Source organism: Nocardia aurantiaca, assembly GCF_009708175.1.
Taxonomy (GTDB): Bacteria; Actinomycetota; Actinomycetes; order Mycobacteriales; family Mycobacteriaceae; genus Nocardia; species Nocardia aurantiaca.
The window spans coordinates 86,292-106,989 of record NZ_WMBB01000008.1 but is presented as its reverse complement, the minus strand read 5'-3'; the positions used below and the strand labels follow the sequence as shown (position 1 = coordinate 106,989).

Genomic DNA, 20,698 nt, shown 5'->3' with positions numbered 1-20,698 from the left:
CGGCGGACGATAGCGTCACCATGTATCTTGCCTTGTGCACCCCCGGCTGAGTGTGCCACTGGTCACTCATCGACCCTGGAGTATTCGCAATGGCTTTGAAGAAGGTGTCGTCCCTACGATCGACGCTGGTGCCGCGCGCCGTTTTGGCCGTGACCTCGGCGGCATTGCTGACGGCGACATTCGCCAGTGGCTGCTCCAGCAGCAACAGCGGGAGCAACGCCACCGGCGAGAACCTCACCGGCCGTGGCCCCATCACCTATGTCGAGGGTAAGGACACCACCGAGACCGGCGCGGTCAAGCAGCTCATCGAACGCTGGAACGCCGCGCACCCGGACGAGAAGGTGACCTTCAAGGAGCAGTCCAACGACGCCTCCCAGCAGTACGACGACCTCCAGCAGCACATGCAGGCCAAGGCGTCCGACTACGACGTGGTCGCCCTGGACGTGCCGTGGACCGCGGAGTTCGCCGCCAAGGGCTGGATCCAGCCGCTGAAGGACTCCTTCGCCATCGACACCTCCACCCTGCTCTCGCCGCCGGTCGCTTCGGCCACCTACAACGGCACCCTCTACGCCGCCCCGCGCAATACCAACGGCGGCCTGCTGTTCTACCGCAAGGACCTGGTGCCCGAGCCGCCCAAGACCTGGGCCGAGCTGCTGGCCGACTGCACCAAGGCCAAGGACACCGGAATCGGCTGCTACGCAGGCCAGTTCGCGCCGTACGAGGGTCTGACCGTGAACACCGCCGAGGTCATCAACGCCTACGGCGGCAGCTTCGTCGGCCCCGACGGCAAGTCCCCGACCGTGAACAGCCCGCAGGCCAAGGCCGGCCTGCAGACCCTGGTCGACGCCTACAAGAGCGGCGACATCCCGAAGGAGGCCATCTCCTTCAAGGAACCCGAGTCGCAGACCGCGTTCGTCACCGGCAAGCTGCTGTTCATGCGCGGCTGGCCGTCCTCCTACGGTGACGCCGGCTCCGACGCCTCCGCGGTGAAGGACAAGTTCAGCGTCGCGCCACTGCCCGGCAAGGACACCATCGGCGCCTCCACCCTGGGTGGGTACAACGCCGCCATCAGCGCCTTCTCCAAGAACAAGGCCACCGCACTGGACTTCCTGCGCTTCCTGATCAGCGAGGACGCGCAGCACATCGTGGCCTCCGGCGCGCTGCCGTCGGTGCGGGCCTCGGTGTACGACGACCCGGCCCTGATCGCCAAGATGCCGTACCTGCCCGCGCTGAAGGAATCCATTTCCTCCGCCGTGCCGCGACCGGTGACCCCGTTCTACCCGGCGGTGTCGAAGGCCATCCAGGACAACGCTTATGCTGCCTTGACCGGAAACAAGTCGGTCGACGAGGCCATCGCAGGCATGCAGAAGGGCATCGAGACCGCCGGATCGTAGGGCGCGCTCGACGAACGAGTCGGTCCCGTAGGAGAAGAGAAAAGGTGTCACGTCCTTCGGGTGCGACCGATGTCGCGTCGCCCGACCTCACGGAGCTGAGCGTGAAATCCCCAGCGCCACAAACCGAACGGCCGAAACGCCGGGGCAGCCGCCTTGGCGTCTCGGCCCGGGCATGGGTATTCGTCGCACCGGTGCTGATCGCGCTGGCGGTGGTGATCGGTTACCCGGTGGTCCGGGCCGTGATCATGTCCTTCCAGAAGGACTCCGGCCTGGACAAGTCCACCGGCATGTTCGTCGAAGGCGGCGGCGCCGGATTCGGCAATTACACGCACTGGCTGCTGCAGCAGTGCACCAACAGCCTGGGCGAGACCGTGTCCTGCCCAACCGGCAACCTGGGCTCGCAGTTCTGGACCGCCATCGGCGTCACCCTGCTGTTCGCGGTGGTCACCGTGGCGCTCGAGGCCACCATCGGGCTCGGCATGGCGGTCATCATGGGCAAGACCTTCAAGGGCCGCGCCCTGCTGCGCGCCGCCGTGCTGATCCCGTGGGCCATCCCGACCGCCGTCACCGCGCGGTTGTGGGAGTTCATGTTCCAGTACGACGGCGTGGTGAACCGCGTGCTCGGCACCCACATCCTGTGGACCGCCGACCCGTGGCCCGCCCGCTTCGCGGTCATCGCGGCCGACGTGTGGAAGACCACGCCGTTCATGGCGCTGCTGATTCTCGCGGGCCTGCAGGTGATTCCGGAGGACGTGTACGAGGCCGCGCGCGTGGACGGCGCGTCCGCGTGGCAGCGCTTCTGGAACATCACCATGCCGCTGCTGAAACCCGCTCTGCTGGTGGCGGTTCTGTTCCGCACCATGGACGCGCTGCGCATGTACGACCTGCCCGCGATCATGACCCAGAGCAACCCGGCCACCCGCACCATCTCCATGCTGGTGGTGGATCAGGTGCGCCAGGGACCCAACAGCGCCTCGGCACTGTCGGTGATCACCTTCCTGCTCATCTTCACGGTGGCGTTCCTGCTGGTGAAGGTGTTGGGAGCGAACGCCGTTCGCACCCAGGAAGAACAGCGGGAGGCGCACTGATGAGCACGAACGTCATCGAGCAGACCGCGAAAAAGCCGGTGCGGCAGGCTGTTCCGTGGGGCAAGCGGCTCGCCTCCGGCCGTGTCTACCTGGGCGCGCTGATCGTGCTGGTGTGGGGTCTGGGTCCGTTCTACTGGATGGTCGTCACCGCGCTGCGCGATCCGGCCTACACCTTCGACAACACACCGTGGCCCACCCACGTCACGATGGAGAACTTCCGCAACGCCTTCGACACCAGCCGCGGCAACAACTTCGGCCGGGCCCTGGGCAACAGCGTGATCATCGGCGCGGCCACCACGGTGGTGGCGCTGCTGATCGGCATCATGGCCGCCTACGCGCTGGCGCGGCTCACCTTCAAGGGCAAGTACGCGGTATCCGGACTGATCCTGTCCGCCTCCATGTTCCCCGTGGTGGTGCTGGTGACCCCGCTGTTCCAGCTGTTCACCGATATCGGCTGGATCGGCCACTACCAGGCCATGATCATCCCGAACATCTCGTTCGTGCTGCCCATGACCGTCTACATCCTGGCGTCCTTCTTCGCCGAACTCCCCTGGGAGCTCGAAGAAGCCGCGCGCATCGACGGGGCCTCGCGCTTGCAGGCCTTCCGCCTGATCATGCTGCCGCTCGCCGCGCCGGCGGTGTTCACCACCGCCATCCTGGCGTTCATCGCGGCGGTGAACGAATACCTTTTGGCCCGACTGCTTTCCAGTGACAAGACCGAGCCGGTGACGGTCGCGGTCGCCCGCTTCTCGGGCAACAACCCGCTGGTCCAGCCGTACACCGCGATCATGGCCGCGGGCACCATCGTCACCGTTCCGCTGGTGATCATGGTGCTGCTGTTCCAGCGCCGCATCATCTCCGGCCTCACCGCCGGCGGCGTCAAGAGCTGAGTCGTTCGGCCTCGAAAGCTGGTCGTCGGGGTGGTTCGGGGGCGTCGGCCCCTGAACCGCTTCCGCCTTCCCTCCGGTCTCGTCGATTAGCATTGGACCCGCCGCGAGGGCCTGTCGCGGTCGCCTTGCGTGTCTCGTGAACTGCTTTGTCGACGCTCCGGAAGGAGATGCTCGTGAGCTCGTCCCGCAGCAGGCAGCGTGGGGAATCCGCGCTATCCGCCGACACGGCGGGGTGGAACGAGCTGGCCACGGCCGCCGCACACCGGCAGCGGCATCAATCGCACAGCAGGCCCCGTCGGCGGCCGAAGCCGCCCGGAGGTCCAGAACAGGCCGAACCCGCGCCACGGCCGCTCCGCACCCGCGCGCAGCGCATCCGCCGACTGCTGCTGGCATTGTTCCTGGTGCTGGCGGTCATGCCGACGACGCTGATGGGCATCGCCTACTGGAGCGTCGAGATTCCGGACCCGAACACGGTGCAGACCAATCAGATCGCCACCATCCTCGCCTCCGACGGCAATACGGTCATCGCGAAGGTCGTTCCGCCGAAAGGCAATCGGGTGCTCGTCCCACTGAGCGACGTGCCCCTGCCGGTGCGACAGGCCGTGCTGTCGGCCGAGGACCGCCACTTCTACACCAACCCCGGCTACTCCACCTCGGCGTTCCTGCGCGCGGCCCGCGACAATCTACTCGGCCGCGACGACGCGGGCGGTGGCTCCACCATTACGCAGCAGTATGTGAAGAACGCCTTCCTGAGTTCGGAACGCACACTGAGCCGGAAGATGCGTGAGCTCATCATCTCCGCCAAGATGGCCCGCGAGTGGAGCAAGGACGACATTCTCGCGGCCTACCTCAACACCATCTACTACGGTCGCGGCGCCTACGGCATCTCGGCGGCGGCCAAGGCGTACTTCGGCAAGCCCGCACCCGAACTGACCCTCGCCGAAGGCGCGGTGCTGGCCTCGGTGATCCGCACCCCGTCGCTGCTGGACCCGGAGAACCACCTCGAACAGCTGCGGGCCCGCTGGGAGTACGTGCTCGACGGCATGGTCGAGATGGGCGTGCTCGACCGGACCGACCGCGCGGCCACCCAGTTCCCGAACATCGTTCCGGTCTCCCCGGCGGACGACAGCGCCCCGCGCGGTCCCGAGGGGCTCATCCGCGCGCAGGTGCTGCGCGAACTGCGCGCCTCCGGCATCAGCGACCACGAGCTGAACACCGGTGCGCTGCAGATCATCACGACCATCGACGCCAAGGCGCAGCAGGCCGCGCTGCGCGCGGTCGGCAATGTACTGGGCGGGCAGCCGGGCGAACTGCGCACCGCGGTGGTGTCGATCGACCCGCGGTCCGGCGCGGTGCGCGCGTACTACGGCGGACCCGACGGCATCGGCTTCGATTTCGCGCAGGCGCCGCTGCAAACCGGTTCCGCCTTCAAGACTTTCGCCGTGCTGGCCGCGCTCGAGCAGGGCATTCCGCTGTCCTACCGGATCGACAGCGCGCCACTCACCGTGAACGGCGAGAAGATCCAGAACGTGGGCGGCGAGTCCTGCGGCATCTGCTCACTGGGCGAGGCGTTCAAGCGCTCGCTCAACACCAGCTTCTACCGGCTGGCGCAATCGCTGTTCGAGGGCCCGATAGCCATCGCCAACGCGGCGCATCAGGCGGGCATCCCCGACCAGATTCCCGGCGTGCCCGGCAAGACGCTGACCGAGGACGGCGGCGGCCCGCCGCTGCCCGCCATCGTGCTGGGCGCGTACTCGGTGCGGCCCATCGACATGGCCTCGGCCTACGCCACCCTCGCCGCCTCCGGCACCTACCACGCCCCGTACTTCGTGCAGAAGGTGGTAACCGGCGACGGCCGCGTCCTGCTGGACCGCGGCGCCGATCCGAGCGGGCCCGAGCAGCGCATCCAGAGCTCGGTCGCCGACAGCGTCACCCAGGCCATGCTCCCCATCGCCGCCTACTCGGGCGGCCACAACCTGGCCGGCGGCCGCCCCTCGGCCGCCAAGACCGGCACCACCCAGCTCGGCGACTCCGGCCAGAACAAGGACGCCTGGATGGTCGGCTTCACCCCCGCCCTGTCCACCGCCGTCTGGATAGGCACCGAACGGCCCCAACCCATCCGCACCGCCCGCGGCGCCGCCATCTATGGCTCCGGCCTCCCCGCCGACCTGTGGAAACAAACCATGGACGGCGCCCTCGACGGCACCCCCATCGACCAATTCCCCAACTCCAATCCCGCCCCGACCCCCGAACCAGCCTCCACAACACCCCCCACCACCGCCAATTACGACATCCTCAACCCACCCACCCCCGCCCCTCAACAAGAACCCATCCTCGTCATCCCCCCAGCCCCCACCCCCAAGGAAGTAGAAATCTTCCCCGGCCTCAACGTCCCCGTCCCCGGCTAGGCTTCTGCTGGCCTTCTGCTGGGCTTCTGCTGGGCTTCTGCTGGGCCAGGCGGCCTATTGGCGAATGCCAAGGCGACAACTGATTTCGTGACGGCTGGGGTAACTCATGGGGTACGTCCGAAATGGCTTCGGCTCCCAACCGCCGGCACGCGTGCCCAACGCCGACGGCTCCCAGCCGCGCGCTGAAGATTCGGGGAGGCGGGACAGTGTTGATCATGTTTCGTGCCTACCGTGCCCATCCGCGCGCGGCCGCGGATATTGTGGAAGCCGCCACCGGATTCAGCGACTCCGAATGACGGTGGCAGGATGCGGGTTGGGAGCAGGGTGGGGTCGGAGACAGCACGAGACATAGGGGCGACGCCGGTGGAATTCAATGTCGTTGAACGCCACGAAACGCTGGTAGCCGGAACGGTGCTACGCAGCCCGGCACTCGCGGTCGAAGGGCCGCGCCGCGTGAAGGTCGAGGAGGCTTGGAAACGTAATCTGGCACGCGATCTGCCCGGTCCGCCCGCGACCGCGTATGTGGATCACGCGCCAGAGATCGGTTCGTATCTGACGCATATCGTGGGCTACGAATGCAAGAAGTTGGACGACCTATTGCCCGGCGATGTACTCGCCCGTATCCCGGCCGGTAAATTCGCCCGCTTCATTCGCAGTGGCGACAATCTCGGCGACATCATCGTGTCCATCTGGCGCACGGTCTGGGACCTCGAGGCGGCCGGCACCCTGGTCCGCGCCTATACCGGGGATTTCGAGCACTATCCGGACAACCGGACGGTGGAGGTTTTCGTCGCGCTGGATCCGAGCGCGGAGGGGTAGGGCAGCTGTGGACTTCGACATCGTCACCCTGGATGAATTCCTGGTCGGCGGGCTGACCATCCCCCTGGCGGGCCGCGAGGTCACCGCCCGCGACCTGGACCTGGTCAACTTCACCTGGGACCGCTACCTGGCCCGCGAGAAGAAGGCCGCACGCGTCGCGGCGTACATCGGCCAGAACAACCACGCTGTAGCCGTTCTCGGATACGAACTTTCGGGCCTCAACGACCTCGACATCGGCGACGTCGTGACTCGCATCCCCTCGGGCCGCTATGCAAAATTCGTGGTCTCCGACAAGCCTTACGACCTGCTGCGCACCGCATGGGCCAAGGTCGCCAAGGCCGAGAACGCGGGCACCATCACCCGCTCCCACACCGCGGAGATCGAGCGCTACACCGGCCCCACCTCCGTCGAGGTGTACGTCTCCCTCGACTGACGTCGGACAATCCCGTGCGGCCGGGGGCAGCGCGGAGGTCGAACGACGAAGGGCGGCATCGCGATTCGCGATGCCGCCCTTCGCATCGGCCCACATTCCCTCCGAGTACGGGCGCGAAGCCCCGGGTCTCCCGTCGGGGGGTTCGGGGGCGAAGCCCCCGGAAAGCCATGAGGGTTATTCAGCCCCGATGATGAAGGCCTCGAGCTGGGCGCGCGCGACGTCGTCGGCGAGCTGCTGCGGCGGGGACTTCATCAGGTAGGCCGAGGCCGGGAGAACCGGCCCGCCGATGCCGCGGTCGCGGGCGATCTTGGCGGCGCGCACGGCGTCGATGATGATGCCGGCCGAGTTCGGCGAGTCCCACACCTCGAGCTTGTACTCCAGGTTCAGCGGCACGTCGCCGAAGGCGCGACCCTCGAGCCGGACGTAGGCCCACTTGCGGTCGTCGAGCCACTCGACGTAGTCCGACGGGCCGATGTGCACGTTGCGGTCGTACACCTTGCCCGCCAGCGGGCCTTCCAGGTTGGAGGTCACGGCCTGGGTCTTGGAGACCTTCTTGGATTCCAGCCGTTCACGCTCGAGCATGTTCTTGAAGTCCATGTTGCCGCCGACGTTGAGCTGGTAGGTGCGGTCCAGCACGACGCCGCGGTCCTCGAACAGCTTGGCCATCACGCGGTGGGTGATGGTCGCGCCGACCTGGGACTTGATGTCGTCACCGACGATCGGCACGCCGGCGTCGACGAACTTCTGCGCCCACACCGGGTCGGAGGCGATGAACACCGGCAGTGCGTTGACGAAGGCCACGCCGGCGTCGATGGCGCACTGCGCATAGAACTTGTCGGCCTCCTCGGAGCCCACCGGCAGGTAGGACACCAGGACGTCGACCTTGGCATCCTTCAGCGCCTGCACGACGTCGACCGGCTCGGCCTCGGACAGCTCGATGGTCTGCGCGTAGTACTTGCCGATGCCGTCCAGCGTCGGACCGCGCTGCACGGTGATGCCCGACGGCGGCACGTCGGAGATCTTGATGGTGTTGTTCTCGCTGGCGAAGATCGCGTCGGACAGGTCGAAGCCGACCTTCTTGGCGTCGACATCGAACGCGGCGACGAACTTCACATCGCGGACGTGGTAAGGGCCGAACTTCACATGCATGAGTCCGGGAACGGTCGAATTCTCGTCCGCGTCCTTGTAGTACTGCACGCCCTGAACCAGGGAAGATGCGCAGTTACCCACGCCGACGATGGCCACCCGAACTTCGGTGTTGATCTCACTCATGGCCGATATTTCCCTCTTTCTGTGGTGCCGCCTTCGTCGATTGCTCCGCAGCAATCAACTCGTTGAGCCAGCGCACTTCGCGCTCGCTTGATTCGAGACCGAGTTGATGGAGCTGGCGGGTATAGCGGTCCAGTTGCCCGCTGGCGCGTTTTATCGCCTCCCGCAGTCCTTCTCGTCGCTCCTCGACCTGCCTCCGCCGCCCTTCCAGGATTCGCATCCGCGCTTCCGCGGGGGTGCGGCCGAAGAAGGCCAGATGAACGCCGAAGCCGTCGTCGGTGTAGTTCTGTGGTCCCGTGTCGGCGAGCAGCTCGTTGAACCGCTCCCGACCGGTTTCGGTCAGGTTGTAGACCCGCCGCGCGCGGCGCGTTGCCAAGCCCTGCGGACTCTCCTCCGCGATGAGGCCGTCGGACTGCATGCGCCGCAGGGTCGGATACAGCGACCCGTAGGAGAACGCCCGAAACGGGCCCAGCAGACCGGTGAGCCGCTTGCGCAGCTCGTAGCCGTGCATCGGTGATTCGAGGAGCAGCCCGAGGATTGCCAACTCCAACACCGGGCTTCACCTCCTGACTGTTGTTTTCAGACCTAACCGATGGATGCGATTCCAAACTATATCGCGCCGATATAACTTGTGTGATGTCGTACGGCGCGTCTCCCGAGGTGACCGCTGATCTCGTCCGATTCGGGTAGCTCGTCCGGTACCCGGTAATCGGATCGGCACCCCAGCCGCCGACACGGGTGACCAGCGCCGACGACTCTCAGCCGCCCGCTGCAGTTTCGGGGAGGTGGAACAGCGCGTGCGGGCCCAGGGCCCCCGCAAGTACTCTGGGTCCCGTGCGAATACAGCGGCAGGTAGTGGACTATGCGCTTCGGCGCCGGTCCCTGCTGGCCGACGTCTACGCGGGGCGGGTGGACGTCGCGGAAGTGTGCGATGCGAATCCGTACCTGTTGCGTGCGGCGAAGTTCCACGGGCGGGGGAGCGAGGTCACATGCCCTATCTGCAGGAAAGAGCAACTGACTCTCGTATCGTGGGTCTACGGCGACGGGCTGGGGCCCGTCGCGGGCTCCGCCCGCACGCCGGAGGAACTGGTCCGGTTGGCCGAGACTCGGGAAGAGTTCTCGGTGCATGTGGTCGAGGTATGCCGGACCTGCAGTTGGAACCATCTGGTGCAGTCCTATGTGCTGGGTCTGTCCCCGGCACCGACGGGCCGCCGCCGCACCGGCGGCCGCCGCACGGCCGCCGAGTGAGAGGCCACGTCGACTACTGATCAGCGGGCACGACCATGCCCGCCGCGGTGCACGCGTGACCGCATCGAGCCACCCGGACCGTTATCGAGCTAGTTATTGGAGAGCCAGGCTGTGACATCGCCCTATGACGACGGACCGCACGGCGGCCGCCCCCGTGGCGGTTCGCAATCCGGCCCCGGCGGCTATCCGCCGCCTCGACCGGCAGGCCCGCCGCCCGGGGCGCGTCAGCCCAATGGGCGTCCCGCACAGGGTCCCGGCGGCCCGCAGCGCGGACCCGTGGCAGGTCCCGGCGGCATGCCGCCACGCGGACCGAACGGGCAGCCGCAGCACGGGCCGTCGCCACAGGGTGGTCAGCCGCCGCGGCGTCCGGGGCCGCCGCCCCAGCGATCCGGCAATCCGGACGCGACACGCAGACTCCCTCATCCGGCGAATTCCGGCCCGAACGAGAAGGTGCATACCGGAGCGCGACAGGCGGTTCCGAATCACATCTCGCGCCCGGCCACCTCCGATCGCACCCAGCGCGTCGACGATCGCGCGATGCGCTCCGGCGCGGGCACCGGCACCCGGCCGCGCTCCGCCGAGGACCGCACCCGCCCGCCGTCGGGCGCGCAGCCCACGGCCCGGCGCGCGCAGAACGGCACCCCGTCGGGTCCGCCGCCCCGACGGCCCGGTGTCGGGTCCGGCGGTGGCGGCGGCAAGGGCGCGCCCCGCAAGACCTCGTACTGGCGGCTGGCCCGGCGCGTCGTCTACGTCGGCATGGCACTGGTGCTGGGCCTGGCGAGTTCGATGTTCCTGTACGCGTATTCGACGGTGAACGTGCCGCAGCCCGGCGACCTGAAGAATAATCAGGTGGCCACCATCTTCATGAGCGACGGCAGTTCGGTGCTGGCGAAGGTCATTCCGCCGGAAGGCAACCGGACCGATGTGTCGATCGACCAGATTCCGCCGCATGTGCGCAACGCGGTCATCGCCGCGGAAGACCGCTCGTTCTATACCAATCCGGGCTTCTCGATCCAGGGCTTCGGACGCGCCTTCCTGGGCCAGCTGACCGGCAAGCAGGACGCGGGCGGCGGTTCGACGATCACCCAGCAGTACGTGAAGAACGCGATGGTCGGTAACGAGCACTCGCTGACCCGTAAGATGCGCGAGCTGGTGATCTCGGCCAAGATGGCCAAGCAGTGGTCCAAGGACCAGATCCTGACCGCGTACCTGAACACCATCTACTTCGGCCGCGGCGCCTACGGCATCGACGCGGCGTCCAAGGCGTACTTCAACAAACCGGTGCAGGAGCTGTCGGTGGCCGAGGGCGCGGTGCTGGCCGCGACCATTCAGCAGCCGTCGAACCTGGATCCGGAGAAGAATCCCCAGGGCGCGCAGGCGCGGTGGAAGTACGTGCTGCAGGGCATGGCCGACGGCGGCAACCTGTCGGCCGCCGATGCCGCCAACATGCAGTACCCCGCCGTGATTCCGGCGGTGCAGGCGCAGCACGACAAGACGCTGGACTCCGGTCCGGAGGGCCTGATCAAGAGCCAGGTGCTCAAGGAGCTCGAGGCCGCCGGCATCACCGAGCACGATCTGAACACCGAGGGCCTGCAGATCACCACGACCATCGATCTCAAGGCGCAGCAGGCGGCCGTGGACGCGGTGACCAAGGTGATGGACGGCGAACCGGACAAGCTGCGCACCGCGGTGGTGTCGGTGGACCCGAAGACCGGTTCGGTGCGCGCCTACTACGGCGGTTCCGACGGCCAGGGACTCGACTACGCCAATCAGGGTCTGCCGCCGGGCTCCTCGTTCAAGGTGTTCGGTCTGGCCGAGAACCTGGAGTTGGGCAAGCCGCTGTCGACGCTGTACGACTCCTCGCCGGTCACCGTGAACGGCATCAAGATCACCAACGTCGAGGGCGAGCAGTGCGGCATGTGCACCATCGCCGAGGCGCTGAAGCGGTCGCTGAACACCAGCTTCTATCGCATGGAGCTGGACATGACGGGCAACGGCCCGCAGAAGATCGCCGACATGGCACACAAGCTGGGCATTCCGGAAAACATTCCGGGCGTGGGCAAGTCGCTGACCGAAGCGGACGGCAGCGGCCCCAACAACGGCATCGTGCTGGGCCAGTACCAGGTCCGCCCGCTGGACATGGCCTCCGCGTACGCCACGCTGGCCGCCTCGGGCATGTACCACGCGCCGCACTTCGTGCAGAAGGTCGTCTCCTCCGACGGCACCGTGCTGCTGGACCGCGGCGAGCCCGCGGGTGAGCAGCGGGTCTCCGCGGCGGTGGCGGACAACGTGACCGACGCGATGAAGCCCATCGCCCAGTGGTCGCGCAGCCACCAGCTCTCCGGCGGCCGCCTCTCGGCCACCAAGACCGGTACCAACCAGCTCGGCGACACCGGCGAGAACCGTGACGCTTGGATGGTCGGCTACACCCCGTCGCTGTCCACCGCGGTCTGGGTCGGCACCGATCAGGGCGAGAAGCTGCGCAACGCCAGTGGCGGCATGATCTACGGTTCGGGTCTGCCCGCCGACATCTGGAAGTCCACCATGGACGGCGCCCTCAAGGGCACGCCCAACGAGAACTTCCCGAAGCCGGGCACCATCGGCGGCCAGGCCGGTGTGCCGTCCTGGTCCGCGCCGTACACGCCGGCGCCGACCACCGAGCAGCAGGTGTTGCCGCCGGTGATCACGCAGAGCCAGGTCGAGATCCTGCCGGGCCTCACGATCCCGGTGCCGGGTCTGGCGCCGAATCCGAACAACCAACGCCAGTCGAATCCGCAACAGCAGCAACAGAATCCGCAGGAGGGCCCGATGTCCGGGCAACCGGTCGCGCCCTCCGACGGCTCGACGCCGACGACCGCGCCGAACGGCGGGGGCGGCAATGGGAACGGCAACGGCAACGGGTCACGGCCGACTCGGTAGCCTGCTGCCGTGATCGAGCAGGAACTGGTGCACCGGCCGGCCGCCTCGGGCGCGCCGGCCGGTGACGCGCTGAAGCCGGGGGAGGCAGCAGGAGTGGAAGACCCGTGTGCACAGCGTGATGCGCCGACGCTCTACGCGTCACCGGAACCGATGGCGGCCGATCTGCGCTCGGCCGACGACCGGGACAAGCCGAGTCGCACCGACACGCTGACCGCCCAGCTGTGCGACCTGATCGGCGGACCGGTCGGCGACCACGCGGTGATCGGGCGGGTGCGCTTCTGGACGCCCATGCGGGTCCTGATGGCGTTCGCAGTGCTGTTCCTGGCGTTCAGCTGGTTCGGCAAGGCGGGCTGCATCCAGCAGCGGCCGGACGCCAACGGCGTCATGGGCCTGGACTGGAACAACGGCCGCCAGTACACCGCCATGTGCTATTCCGACACCGTGCCGCTGTACGGCGCCGAGCATCTCAACGAGGGCGCGTTCCCGTACAAGAAGCAATGGGTGGAGTTCCCCGACGGCCGTCCGCAGGTCCGGTACATGGAATATCCGGTGCTCTCGGGCCTGTACCAGTACGTCTCCATGGGTGTCGCCAAGGCGTGGAAGATGTCCCCGCTGCCGGGGCACAAGGCGCTGGAGGTGGTCATCTACTTCGATGTGGTGGCCATCGGGCTGTCGCTGGCCTGGCTGGTGACCATCTGGGCGACCGCGCTGCAAGCCGGACGCCGGGTCTGGGATGCCGCGCTGGTGGCGCTGTCGCCGCTGGTGCTGGTGCACGCCTTCACCAATTTCGACGCGCTGGCAACGGCTTTCGCCGCCTGCGGGCTGCTGGCCTGGGCGCGGCGGCGACCGGTGCTGGCCGGCGTGCTGCTGGGCCTGGGCGGGGCGGCGAAACTGTATCCGCTGCTGTTGCTGGGGCCCATTCTGATCCTGTGCGTCCGCGCCGAGCGGTTCGGTGCGGACGAGTCGGCGTGGGGCGGCATCCGGCCGCTGCGCGCGGCGGGCGGGGCCATCGCGGCGGCGGCGATCACCTGGCTGGCCGTGAACGCTCCCATCGCGGCGCTGTATCCGAACGGCTGGTGGGAGTTCTTCCGCCTCAATACCGAACGGCACGCGGACCCGGATTCGATCTACAACGTGATCACCTCGTTCACCGGCTGGACCGGATTCGACGGGGTGCTGAGCGCGCAGCAGGCGCCGACCGTGCTGAACGCGGTGTCGCTGCTGCTGTTCGTGGCGGCGTGCGCGGGCATCGGTTGGATCGGCCTGACCGCGGCGCGGCGGCCGCGGCTGGCGCAACTGGCGTTCCTGGTGGTGGCGGCGTTCCTGCTGACCAACAAGGTGTGGAGCCCGCAGTATTCGCTGTGGCTGGTGCCGCTGGCGGCGCTGGCGCTGCCGCAGCGGCGAATCCTGTTGGCGTGGATGACGATCGACGCGCTGGTCTGGGTGCCGCGCATGTTCTACTACCTGGGCGCCGACCACAAGGGCCTGCCCGAGCAGTGGTTCACCAGTGCGGTGGTGCTGCGCGATCTGGCCGTCGTCGCGCTGTGCGTGCTGGTGATCCGGCAGATCTACCGTCCCGGTGCGGATCCGGTCCGCCGCGACGGCATCGACGATCCGGGAGGCGGCGTTCTCAACCACGCCCCGGATCCGCAGGATGATCCGTGGCTGCCGCCCTTCCTACGGCCTCGGCAGCCGCTGCCCGTCCCTTAGCGAGAACCGAAGTCCCCGTGCTGATCAGCGCGGGGACTTCGGTTTTCGTGAATCGGCCCGGGTTTGCGTGAGTCGGCTCAGAGGAAGCGGGCCAGCTGCGGCACCGCCTCGCCCGGGTGCTTGGCCTGAAAGCCCTCACCGATGGCCTGAAGCTTCCAGTCCCCGCCCGGGGCAAGGCGGTACACCTTGGCCATGGCCATGGCGGTGAAGGACATGCCGCCCGCGAGCGTGTAGCGCGCGAGTTCGGCATTGGTGGCGCTGTCCACCAGGCGGCAGTAGGCATTGGCGATCTGCTCGAAAGTGTGGCCCTTGTAGGAGGTCACGATGAACAACAGTGTGGTGACCTGGGACGGGATGCGGGAGAGGTCGACCATGATCTCCTCGTCGTCGCCCTCGCCCTCGCCGGTCAGGTTGTCGCCCTGGTGACGGATGGCGCCGTCCTTGGAGTTGAGGCTGCCGTAGTAGACGACATCGACGGGGCTGTGGTCGGCGAAGAGCACCACCGACGCGTCCAGATCCACGTCGACGGACTTGTTGCCGAAGATGCCGCCGCGCTTGACCGGATCCCAGCCCAGGCCCATCTTCACATGACTCAGTGCGCTGCCGCCCTCTTTGCGCAGGTTGATGCGCTGGCCCTTGACCAGACTCACGGCATGGCCATGGGGCAGGTCGCGGTCCTCCTGGGCCGGCGGCGCATATCCGGCGCCAGGCGGCGGCGGATAGCCGCCCACGGGCTGCTGATAGGAGGGCGGCGGCGGATACGACGGTCCCGGAGCCTGATACCCGGCGTCGGGCGGCGGCGGGTAGCCACCGGCGGGTGCGTACTGCGTGGGCGGCGGGTAGCCGCCCGTCGGCGGGTACTGTTCGGCGGGCTGGGGATAACCCTGGCCCGGTGCGGGCGGCGGGTAGCCCGCGCCGGGCGCGAATTGGTTCGGGGGCGGTGGATAGCCACCGGTCGGAGCGAAACTGTCGGTGGGCGCGGGGGGCGGGTATCCGGTCGGCGCGAAACTGTCGGTGGGCGCGGGGGCCGGGTATCCGGTCGGCGCGGGCGCCGGGTATCCGGTCGGCGCGGGCGCGAATTGCTCGGGCGCCGGCGCGAATTGCTCGGGCGCGGGTGGCGGCGTGGGAGGCGGCGGCGCGGCCTGCGGGGCCTCCTCGTTCACCTGGACGCCATGATCGGTGACCAGAGCGGCGAAACCACCGGCGTAGCCCTGTCCGACGGCGCGGATCTTCCAGCTGCCCTGGCGGCGGTACAACTCCAGTGCGATGACGATGGATTCGGTGCTCAGGCCCTCGATCCGATACTCGTACAACGCGTTTCCGGCGGTATCGCTGACGACGGCGACCGGCGCGGAGAGCTGCCCGAAACTGCCCGTGGCGTCATCGAGGGTGATGACGGCCCGAAGCTGTTCGATGTCAGCGGGAATCGCGTCCAGTGACACCGCCAGGACGGCGGGCTGGCCGGGCGCGCCCGGCCGCAGCGTCACGCCGGGCCCGGATGGCTGGTTGAAGAACACGAAATCGGCGTCCGAACGCACTGTGCCGGCCGGGGTGACCAGCAGGGCGGACAGGTCGGCCGGTGCGGCCACCTGCACGCTGATCACCAGATCATGGACGCTCAGAGGGCCGTTCTGGCCCTTCACCAAAACTGCGGACAAGATCGACCCTTCGCTTGTCGGTGCTGTCGCTGTCACTCTACGAGAACCTCGCGACACGGGCCGTGGCCATGGTGGCAATGGTGGCGGGGAATGCCCGGGCCGCGTGGCAGTATCGGCTGGGTGAGCGACGGTGAGGTCGATCCCGCGGAAGCGCACGAACAGTATCTGCGAGCCTTCCGGCACCCCGCCGTGTCCCGAGACCAGCTGCGCGACCTGCTCGGCGCCGTGAACGCTTTCCTGGACACCATCACTCCCAAGGCCGGCGAGTTCGTCCCCCAGGGCGGCTGGGCGCCCGAATCCACGGCCCTGGCCTTCCAGATCGGCCGCGCGGTCGAACAGGTGCTGTCCGAGCGGAAGGACGCCGATCGGGAGCTGCTGCGCCGCCGCGATATCCGTGACCGTCTGGTGGCGGCGCTGGATGCGGTGCTGGACTGCCTGCGCAGCCTGCCCCAACTGGCGCAGGCCGAAGTGAAACTGGGCACGACCTGCGTGAACGAGGGCTTCCAGGTATACGAGGACGGTTCGGTGCGCAGCACTCCGGCGCAGGAGGCGAGCGCCGATCCGGGGCTGCTGGAGCGGCGCCGGGCCGAGTTGGACGAGCGGATGACGGCGGCGGTGGCCGCCCGCAGCGGGCTGATGGACGACACCACCGATCTGATACGGGAGCGGCTCGGGGTGGCGGAGGTGGGGATTCCGTGGGTGATCCTGGCGGCCGCCCAGGGCGGGCTGGATGTCTCCGAACCGTTCGAGTTCGCCGCCGAGCATCTGCCGGACAGTGAATTGCGGGATCTGATGGTGCAGTTGGTGACCGATATCGAGCTGGCACGCACGCTGGAGGAGCCCGCCGAACCACACCATAGGTGCGAATAGCTCGAATCCGCACCAAAGCCGCACCCACGGTGCGAGTCTGACTCTCAGGGTCCCGAACCGGCCTTCCGAGGGGAGATTCGGTGAAGAAGCTCATCAACGATCCGGCCGAGGTGGTGGACGCCGCGCTGGCCGGGATGGCGGCGGCGCATCCCGAGCTGCGGGTGGACGTGAAACAGCGCATCGTGGTGCGGGCCGACGCACCGGTGGCGGGCAAGGTGGGTCTGGTCTCGGGAGGCGGTTCGGGTCACGAACCGCTGCACGGCGGGTTCGTCGGGCTCGGCATGCTGGATGCGGCCTGCCCGGGGGAGATCTTCACCTCGCCGGTGCCCGATCAGATCCAGGCCGCCACCACGGCGGTGGACGCCGGGGCGGGCGTGCTGCACATCGTGAAGAACTACACCGGCGATGTCATGAACTTCGAGATGGCCGCCGAACTGACCGCCGCCGAAACCGGCACCCAGGTGCGCGCGGTCGTGGTGAGCGACGATGTGGCCGTACAGGACAGCCTCTACACGGCCGGACGGCGTGGTGTGGGCGCGACGGTGATCCTGGAGAAGATGGCGGGCGCGGCCGCAGAGCAGGGCCGCCCGCTGGCGGAGGTGGCGCGCATCGCGGAGGCCGTGAACGCCCGGTCGCGCAGTATGGGCATGGCGCTGACCTCGTGTACGGTCCCGGCGGTCGGGCATCCGACCTTCGAGCTCGGCGAGAACGAGATGGAGATCGGCATCGGCATCCACGGCGAGCCCGGCCGGGTGCGAGTGCCGCTGGCTCCGGCGCGGGATGTGGCGCAGATGCTGCTGGAGCCGATCCTGGCGGATCTGCCCTTCACACAGGGTGATCGGGTGCTGTGCTTCCTCAACGGGATGGGCGGCACGCCGCTCATCGAGCTGTACCTGATGTTCGACGAGGTGACGCGGATCCTGCGCGGGCACGGAATACACATCGAGCGCTCACTGGTCGGCTCGTACGTCACCTCGCTCGAAATGGCGGGCTGCTCGATCACTGTGACCAGGCTGGACGAGGAGCTGACGGCGCTGTGGGACGCACCGGTGCGGACTCCGGCGCTGCGGTGGGGCATCTGATGTCCGCGGTGGACGCGGGCGCGTGGGTGCGGGATTTCGCGACACTGGTGGACGAGAACGTCGCCGAGCTGACCGCACTGGACGCGGCGATCGGCGATGCCGATCACGGGACCAATATGCAACGAGGTATGGCGGCCGCCGTTGCGGCGCTCGATGATTCGGCACCCGGCACACCGGGCGAGGTGTGCAGGCGAACCGCCATGGTGTTGATCCGCACCGTCGGCGGCGCCAGCGGCCCGCTGTTCGGAACTTTCTTTCTGCGCTTCTCCGACGCCATCGACAGCGGTTCGGATATCGCCGATTTCGCGCGCGCGTTCCGGGCCGGGTTGGACGGGGTGATCGCACGCGGCAAGGCCGAGCCGGGGGACAAGACCATGGTGGACGCGCTGGGGCCCGCGGCGGACGCGCTCGACGAACAGGTGGCGGACGGGGGGTCGGCGCCGGAAGCCCTCGATGCCGCGGTGGCCGCGGCGGAGGCTGGACGAGACGCGACCACACCGCTGGTCGCGTGCAAGGGGCGTGCCTCGTATCTGGGCGAACGCAGTGCGGGACACCAGGATCCGGGTGCCACCAGCGCGGCGCTGCTGGTCCGGTCCGCGAGACGGGCACTGCGATGATCGGGCTGGTGGTGGTCTCGCACAGCCGGGCGCTGGCCGAGGCGGCGGTGGCGCTGGCCTTCGGACTGCTGCCCGATCGGGGCGTGCCCGTCCGCATCGCGGCGGGACTGTCCGATACCGAACTGGGAACGGACGCCGTCGCGGTCGCCGATGCGATCACCGCCGCCGATTCCGGGGATGGCGTCCTGGTTCTGATGGATCTGGGCAGCGCGGTGCTCTCCGCCGAGACCGCGCTGGACCTGCTCGAATCCCCGATCGCCGTTCGGCTTTCCACGGGACCGCTGGTCGAGGGGCTGTTATCGGCGCTGGCCGCGGCCAGCGGCGGCGCCGATCTGGCCGCGGTCGCGCGGGAAGCCGAGAACGCCCTGGCCGCCAAGCGAGCTCAGCTCGGCGACACCGCTGACACCGGTCTCGCTGACAGTCCACAATCATCCACAGGCGCGGAGCCGGTGGATGATTCGGCGATCACCGAAACCATCGAGGTGACCAACGAACACGGCCTGCATGCCCGCCCGGCCGCCGCGCTGGTCTCGGCCCTGCGCGAGGTCGAGGCGGTGGTGGCCCTGCGCAATGCCACCACCGGCGCCGGTCCGGTCCCGGGCGACAGCCTGACCCGGGTGCTCACCCTCGGCGTGCTCCCCGGCCAGCGGCTGGAAGTCAGCGCGGCCGGGCCCGATGCCGCCCTGGCGGTCGCGAAAGTTCGCTCCCTGGCCGAGAATCGAGATCATGACCAGCCTCGCTGAGAAAGCCACGACCTTCCTGTCCCTCCACCAGCCCGGCAATCCCGTTATCCTGCCGACGGTCTGGGATTCCTGGTCCGCGAAGCTGGTGCAGGACGCCGGTTTCGGGGCACTCACCATCGGCAGCCATCCTCTGGCCGATTCCATGGGCAAGTCCGATCAGGAGGGCATGACCTTCGCCGAGGTGCTGGGCCGGGTCCGGGAGATCACCGCCACCGTGGACATCCCGGTATCGGTCGACCTGGAGTCCGGTTACGCCGAGAAGCCCTCACGGATCATCGAGGGCCTGCTCGAGGCCGGCGCCGTCGGCTTCAATCTCGAGGATTCCGTGCACAGTGAGGGCGGGCGACTGCGCACCCCGCGGGAGCACGCCGACCTGGTCGCCGAGCTGCGTGCCGCCGCGGACGCCACCGGCGTGCGCGTGGTGATCAATGCCCGCACCGATGTGTTCCTGCGCCAGGACACCGGCACCCCGCAGGAGCGGCTGGAGAGTGCGCTCACCCGGATGCGGCTGGCCGCCGAGGCGGGCGCGGACGTGCTGTACCCGGTGGGCCGGCACGAGCCGGATGTGCAGCGCACGCTCACCTCGGAACTGCCGCTGCCGGTGAACGCCATCGGCATTCCCGATCAGGGCTCGCCCGCCTACTTCGCCGAACTCGGTGTGGCGCGGGTCAGTTTCGGCCCGTTCCTGCAGCGCGCCCTCACCGAACAGGCCAACCGTTTGCTGGCCGCCTGGCGCTGATCAGGACCGGACCCGCAGGAAGTAGTCGAGAATCTCGTCGGCGGCGTGGATGCCGGAGGCCGCGGTGACGGCCACGCGCGGATGATTCCAGTTCCGCTGTTCCAGTTCGCCGTGGCGGGGCCGGATGGCGGCGTCGGCGGTCCGCAGCATTTCGGCGTCCAGCGCGCCGTCGCCCGCGGCCAGCAGGCGGGACTCGGGGTGCAGTTCGCCGGCGTCCAGCAGACGGCGGCGAACCTCCTGCACCGCCCGGCTTTTGCAGACCGGCGTGGGCATGGTGTAGATCTTGCGGCCCTGCTGGGAGACCGACCAGCCGCGTGGGCGGCACCAGGCGTCCCAGTCGGCGAGGAACCCGCTCGGCACCCGCTGCGGGTCCACCACCAGGTAGCAGAACAGGTCGTCGGCCTCGCGCAGGCGCAGGGCGAAGGATTCGTCCACGCGCCTGCGCAGTTCGGTACGCACCGCGACCAGGGTGGCGCATTCGGCGCGCACCCGCGCGTCCAGCGCCGAGCGCCAGCGCCGGTCAGGCAGGCCGTTGCGCAGGATGTTGCCGCCATTGCTGGTGACCGCGTAGGGCCACGGCCCGCCGGGCAGGCGGATCCGGTTGAACTGTTCGATGGTGCGGGTGGTGGCCGGGACCAGGGCCGCCGCCGTGGCGAGTGTGCTCAGCCGCCGCGCGGCCGTCACCGTCATGTACGAGAGCGGCCGTCCCTCATAGTGTTCCACGCACACCGTGTCCGGCTCGGCGTTCCCGAAGGCCGCCCGCGTGTAGATCACCGTGCGGTCCAGATCCGTCGCCACCATCATCCCGCGC

At 68.4% G+C, this 20,698-nt stretch carries 18 protein-coding genes; 14 read left to right on the top strand and 4 right to left on the bottom strand.

Annotation, left to right across the window (positions count from 1 at the left end; all coding sequences use genetic code 11):
• The first annotated feature begins 89 nt into the window (after window positions 1-89).
• The 6 genes from GLP40_RS18255 to GLP40_RS18230 all read left to right on the top strand — a co-directional run bounded on the left by GLP40_RS18255 (window position 90) and on the right by GLP40_RS18230 (window position 7,032).
• A complete protein-coding gene (locus tag GLP40_RS18255; protein ID WP_154789150.1) occupies window positions 90-1,394 on the top strand; it encodes an ABC transporter substrate-binding protein in 1,305 nt (434 codons plus the stop codon).
• 101 nt (window positions 1,395-1,495) lie between these two features.
• Window positions 1,496-2,482: a carbohydrate ABC transporter permease gene (locus GLP40_RS18250; RefSeq protein WP_328290334.1), complete on the top strand. Its 987-nt coding sequence runs from the start codon at window positions 1,496-1,498 to the stop codon at window positions 2,480-2,482.
• The gene (locus GLP40_RS18245; protein WP_154789149.1) at window positions 2,482-3,372 is read left to right on the top strand and encodes a carbohydrate ABC transporter permease; all 891 of its coding nucleotides are present in this window, start codon (window positions 2,482-2,484) and stop codon (window positions 3,370-3,372) included. Before GLP40_RS18250 ends, GLP40_RS18245 begins: the two co-directional genes overlap by 1 nt.
• Before the next feature lie 167 nt (window positions 3,373-3,539).
• The gene (locus tag GLP40_RS18240) at window positions 3,540-5,780 is read left to right on the top strand and encodes a transglycosylase domain-containing protein (protein WP_154789148.1); all 2,241 of its coding nucleotides are present in this window, start codon (window positions 3,540-3,542) and stop codon (window positions 5,778-5,780) included.
• A 363-nt stretch (window positions 5,781-6,143) separates the two neighbouring features.
• Complete coding sequence (locus GLP40_RS18235) at window positions 6,144-6,599, top strand: GyrI-like domain-containing protein (RefSeq protein WP_328290333.1); 456 nt, start codon at window positions 6,144-6,146, stop codon at window positions 6,597-6,599.
• A gap of 7 nt (window positions 6,600-6,606) precedes the next feature.
• Window positions 6,607-7,032, top strand: coding sequence for a GyrI-like domain-containing protein (locus GLP40_RS18230; protein ID WP_328290332.1), 426 nt, complete (start codon window positions 6,607-6,609; stop codon window positions 7,030-7,032).
• A gap of 174 nt (window positions 7,033-7,206) precedes the next feature.
• On the opposite strand, the gene GLP40_RS18225 is transcribed toward GLP40_RS18230, so the two are convergent.
• Together GLP40_RS18225 and GLP40_RS18220 are read right to left on the bottom strand one after the other, a co-directional pair.
• A complete protein-coding gene (locus GLP40_RS18225; RefSeq protein ID WP_154789146.1) occupies window positions 7,207-8,304 on the bottom strand; it encodes an inositol-3-phosphate synthase in 1,098 nt (365 codons plus the stop codon).
• Entirely contained in the window at window positions 8,297-8,854 is a 558-nt protein-coding gene (locus tag GLP40_RS18220) for a PadR family transcriptional regulator (protein ID WP_328290331.1), read from the bottom strand. The genes GLP40_RS18225 and GLP40_RS18220 overlap by 8 nt, the downstream gene beginning before the upstream one ends.
• A 281-nt stretch (window positions 8,855-9,135) precedes the next feature.
• Here GLP40_RS18220 and GLP40_RS18215 point away from each other — a divergent pair, with 281 nt between their 5' ends.
• The 3 genes from GLP40_RS18215 (at window position 9,136) to GLP40_RS18205 (ending at window position 14,178) form a co-directional block, all read left to right on the top strand.
• Window positions 9,136-9,549, top strand: coding sequence for a DUF5318 domain-containing protein (locus GLP40_RS18215; RefSeq protein WP_328290330.1), 414 nt, complete (start codon window positions 9,136-9,138; stop codon window positions 9,547-9,549).
• Window positions 9,550-10,305: 756 nt separating this feature from the next.
• A complete protein-coding gene (locus GLP40_RS18210) occupies window positions 10,306-12,468 on the top strand; it encodes a transglycosylase domain-containing protein (RefSeq protein WP_230329712.1) in 2,163 nt (720 codons plus the stop codon).
• Between the two features lie 150 nt (window positions 12,469-12,618).
• Entirely contained in the window at window positions 12,619-14,178 is a 1,560-nt protein-coding gene (locus tag GLP40_RS18205; protein ID WP_154789354.1) for a glycosyltransferase family 87 protein, read from the top strand.
• Window positions 14,179-14,255: 77 nt separating this feature from the next.
• Here GLP40_RS18205 and GLP40_RS18200 read toward each other — a convergent pair whose 3' ends face one another.
• Window positions 14,256-15,836 (bottom strand): TerD family protein, encoded by a 1,581-nt coding sequence (locus GLP40_RS18200; RefSeq protein WP_196054721.1) that lies wholly within the window; start codon window positions 15,834-15,836, stop codon window positions 14,256-14,258.
• A 120-nt stretch (window positions 15,837-15,956) separates the two neighbouring features.
• On the opposite strand from GLP40_RS18200, the gene GLP40_RS33290 reads away from it, so the two are divergent.
• From GLP40_RS33290 to GLP40_RS18180, 5 genes are all read left to right on the top strand, one after another.
• Entirely contained in the window at window positions 15,957-16,706 is a 750-nt protein-coding gene (locus tag GLP40_RS33290) for a hypothetical protein (RefSeq protein ID WP_196054720.1), read from the top strand.
• 80 nt (window positions 16,707-16,786) lie between these two features.
• Window positions 16,787-17,788: a dihydroxyacetone kinase subunit DhaK gene (dhaK, locus tag GLP40_RS18195; RefSeq protein WP_328290329.1), complete on the top strand. Its 1,002-nt coding sequence runs from the start codon at window positions 16,787-16,789 to the stop codon at window positions 17,786-17,788.
• The gene (gene dhaL / locus GLP40_RS18190; RefSeq protein WP_154789351.1) at window positions 17,788-18,405 is read left to right on the top strand and encodes a dihydroxyacetone kinase subunit DhaL; all 618 of its coding nucleotides are present in this window, start codon (window positions 17,788-17,790) and stop codon (window positions 18,403-18,405) included. The genes dhaK and dhaL overlap by 1 nt, the downstream gene beginning before the upstream one ends.
• Before the next feature lie 8 nt (window positions 18,406-18,413).
• Window positions 18,414-19,148 (top strand): HPr family phosphocarrier protein, encoded by a 735-nt coding sequence (locus GLP40_RS18185; RefSeq protein ID WP_328290328.1) that lies wholly within the window; start codon window positions 18,414-18,416, stop codon window positions 19,146-19,148.
• The gene (locus GLP40_RS18180) at window positions 19,129-19,887 is read left to right on the top strand and encodes an isocitrate lyase/PEP mutase family protein (RefSeq protein ID WP_328290384.1); all 759 of its coding nucleotides are present in this window, start codon (window positions 19,129-19,131) and stop codon (window positions 19,885-19,887) included. Before GLP40_RS18185 ends, GLP40_RS18180 begins: the two co-directional genes overlap by 20 nt.
• On the opposite strand, the gene GLP40_RS18175 is transcribed toward GLP40_RS18180, so the two are convergent.
• Entirely contained in the window at window positions 19,888-20,691 is an 804-nt protein-coding gene (locus tag GLP40_RS18175; protein ID WP_154789350.1) for an HAD family hydrolase, read from the bottom strand.
• Between the last annotated feature and the right edge of the window lie 7 nt (window positions 20,692-20,698).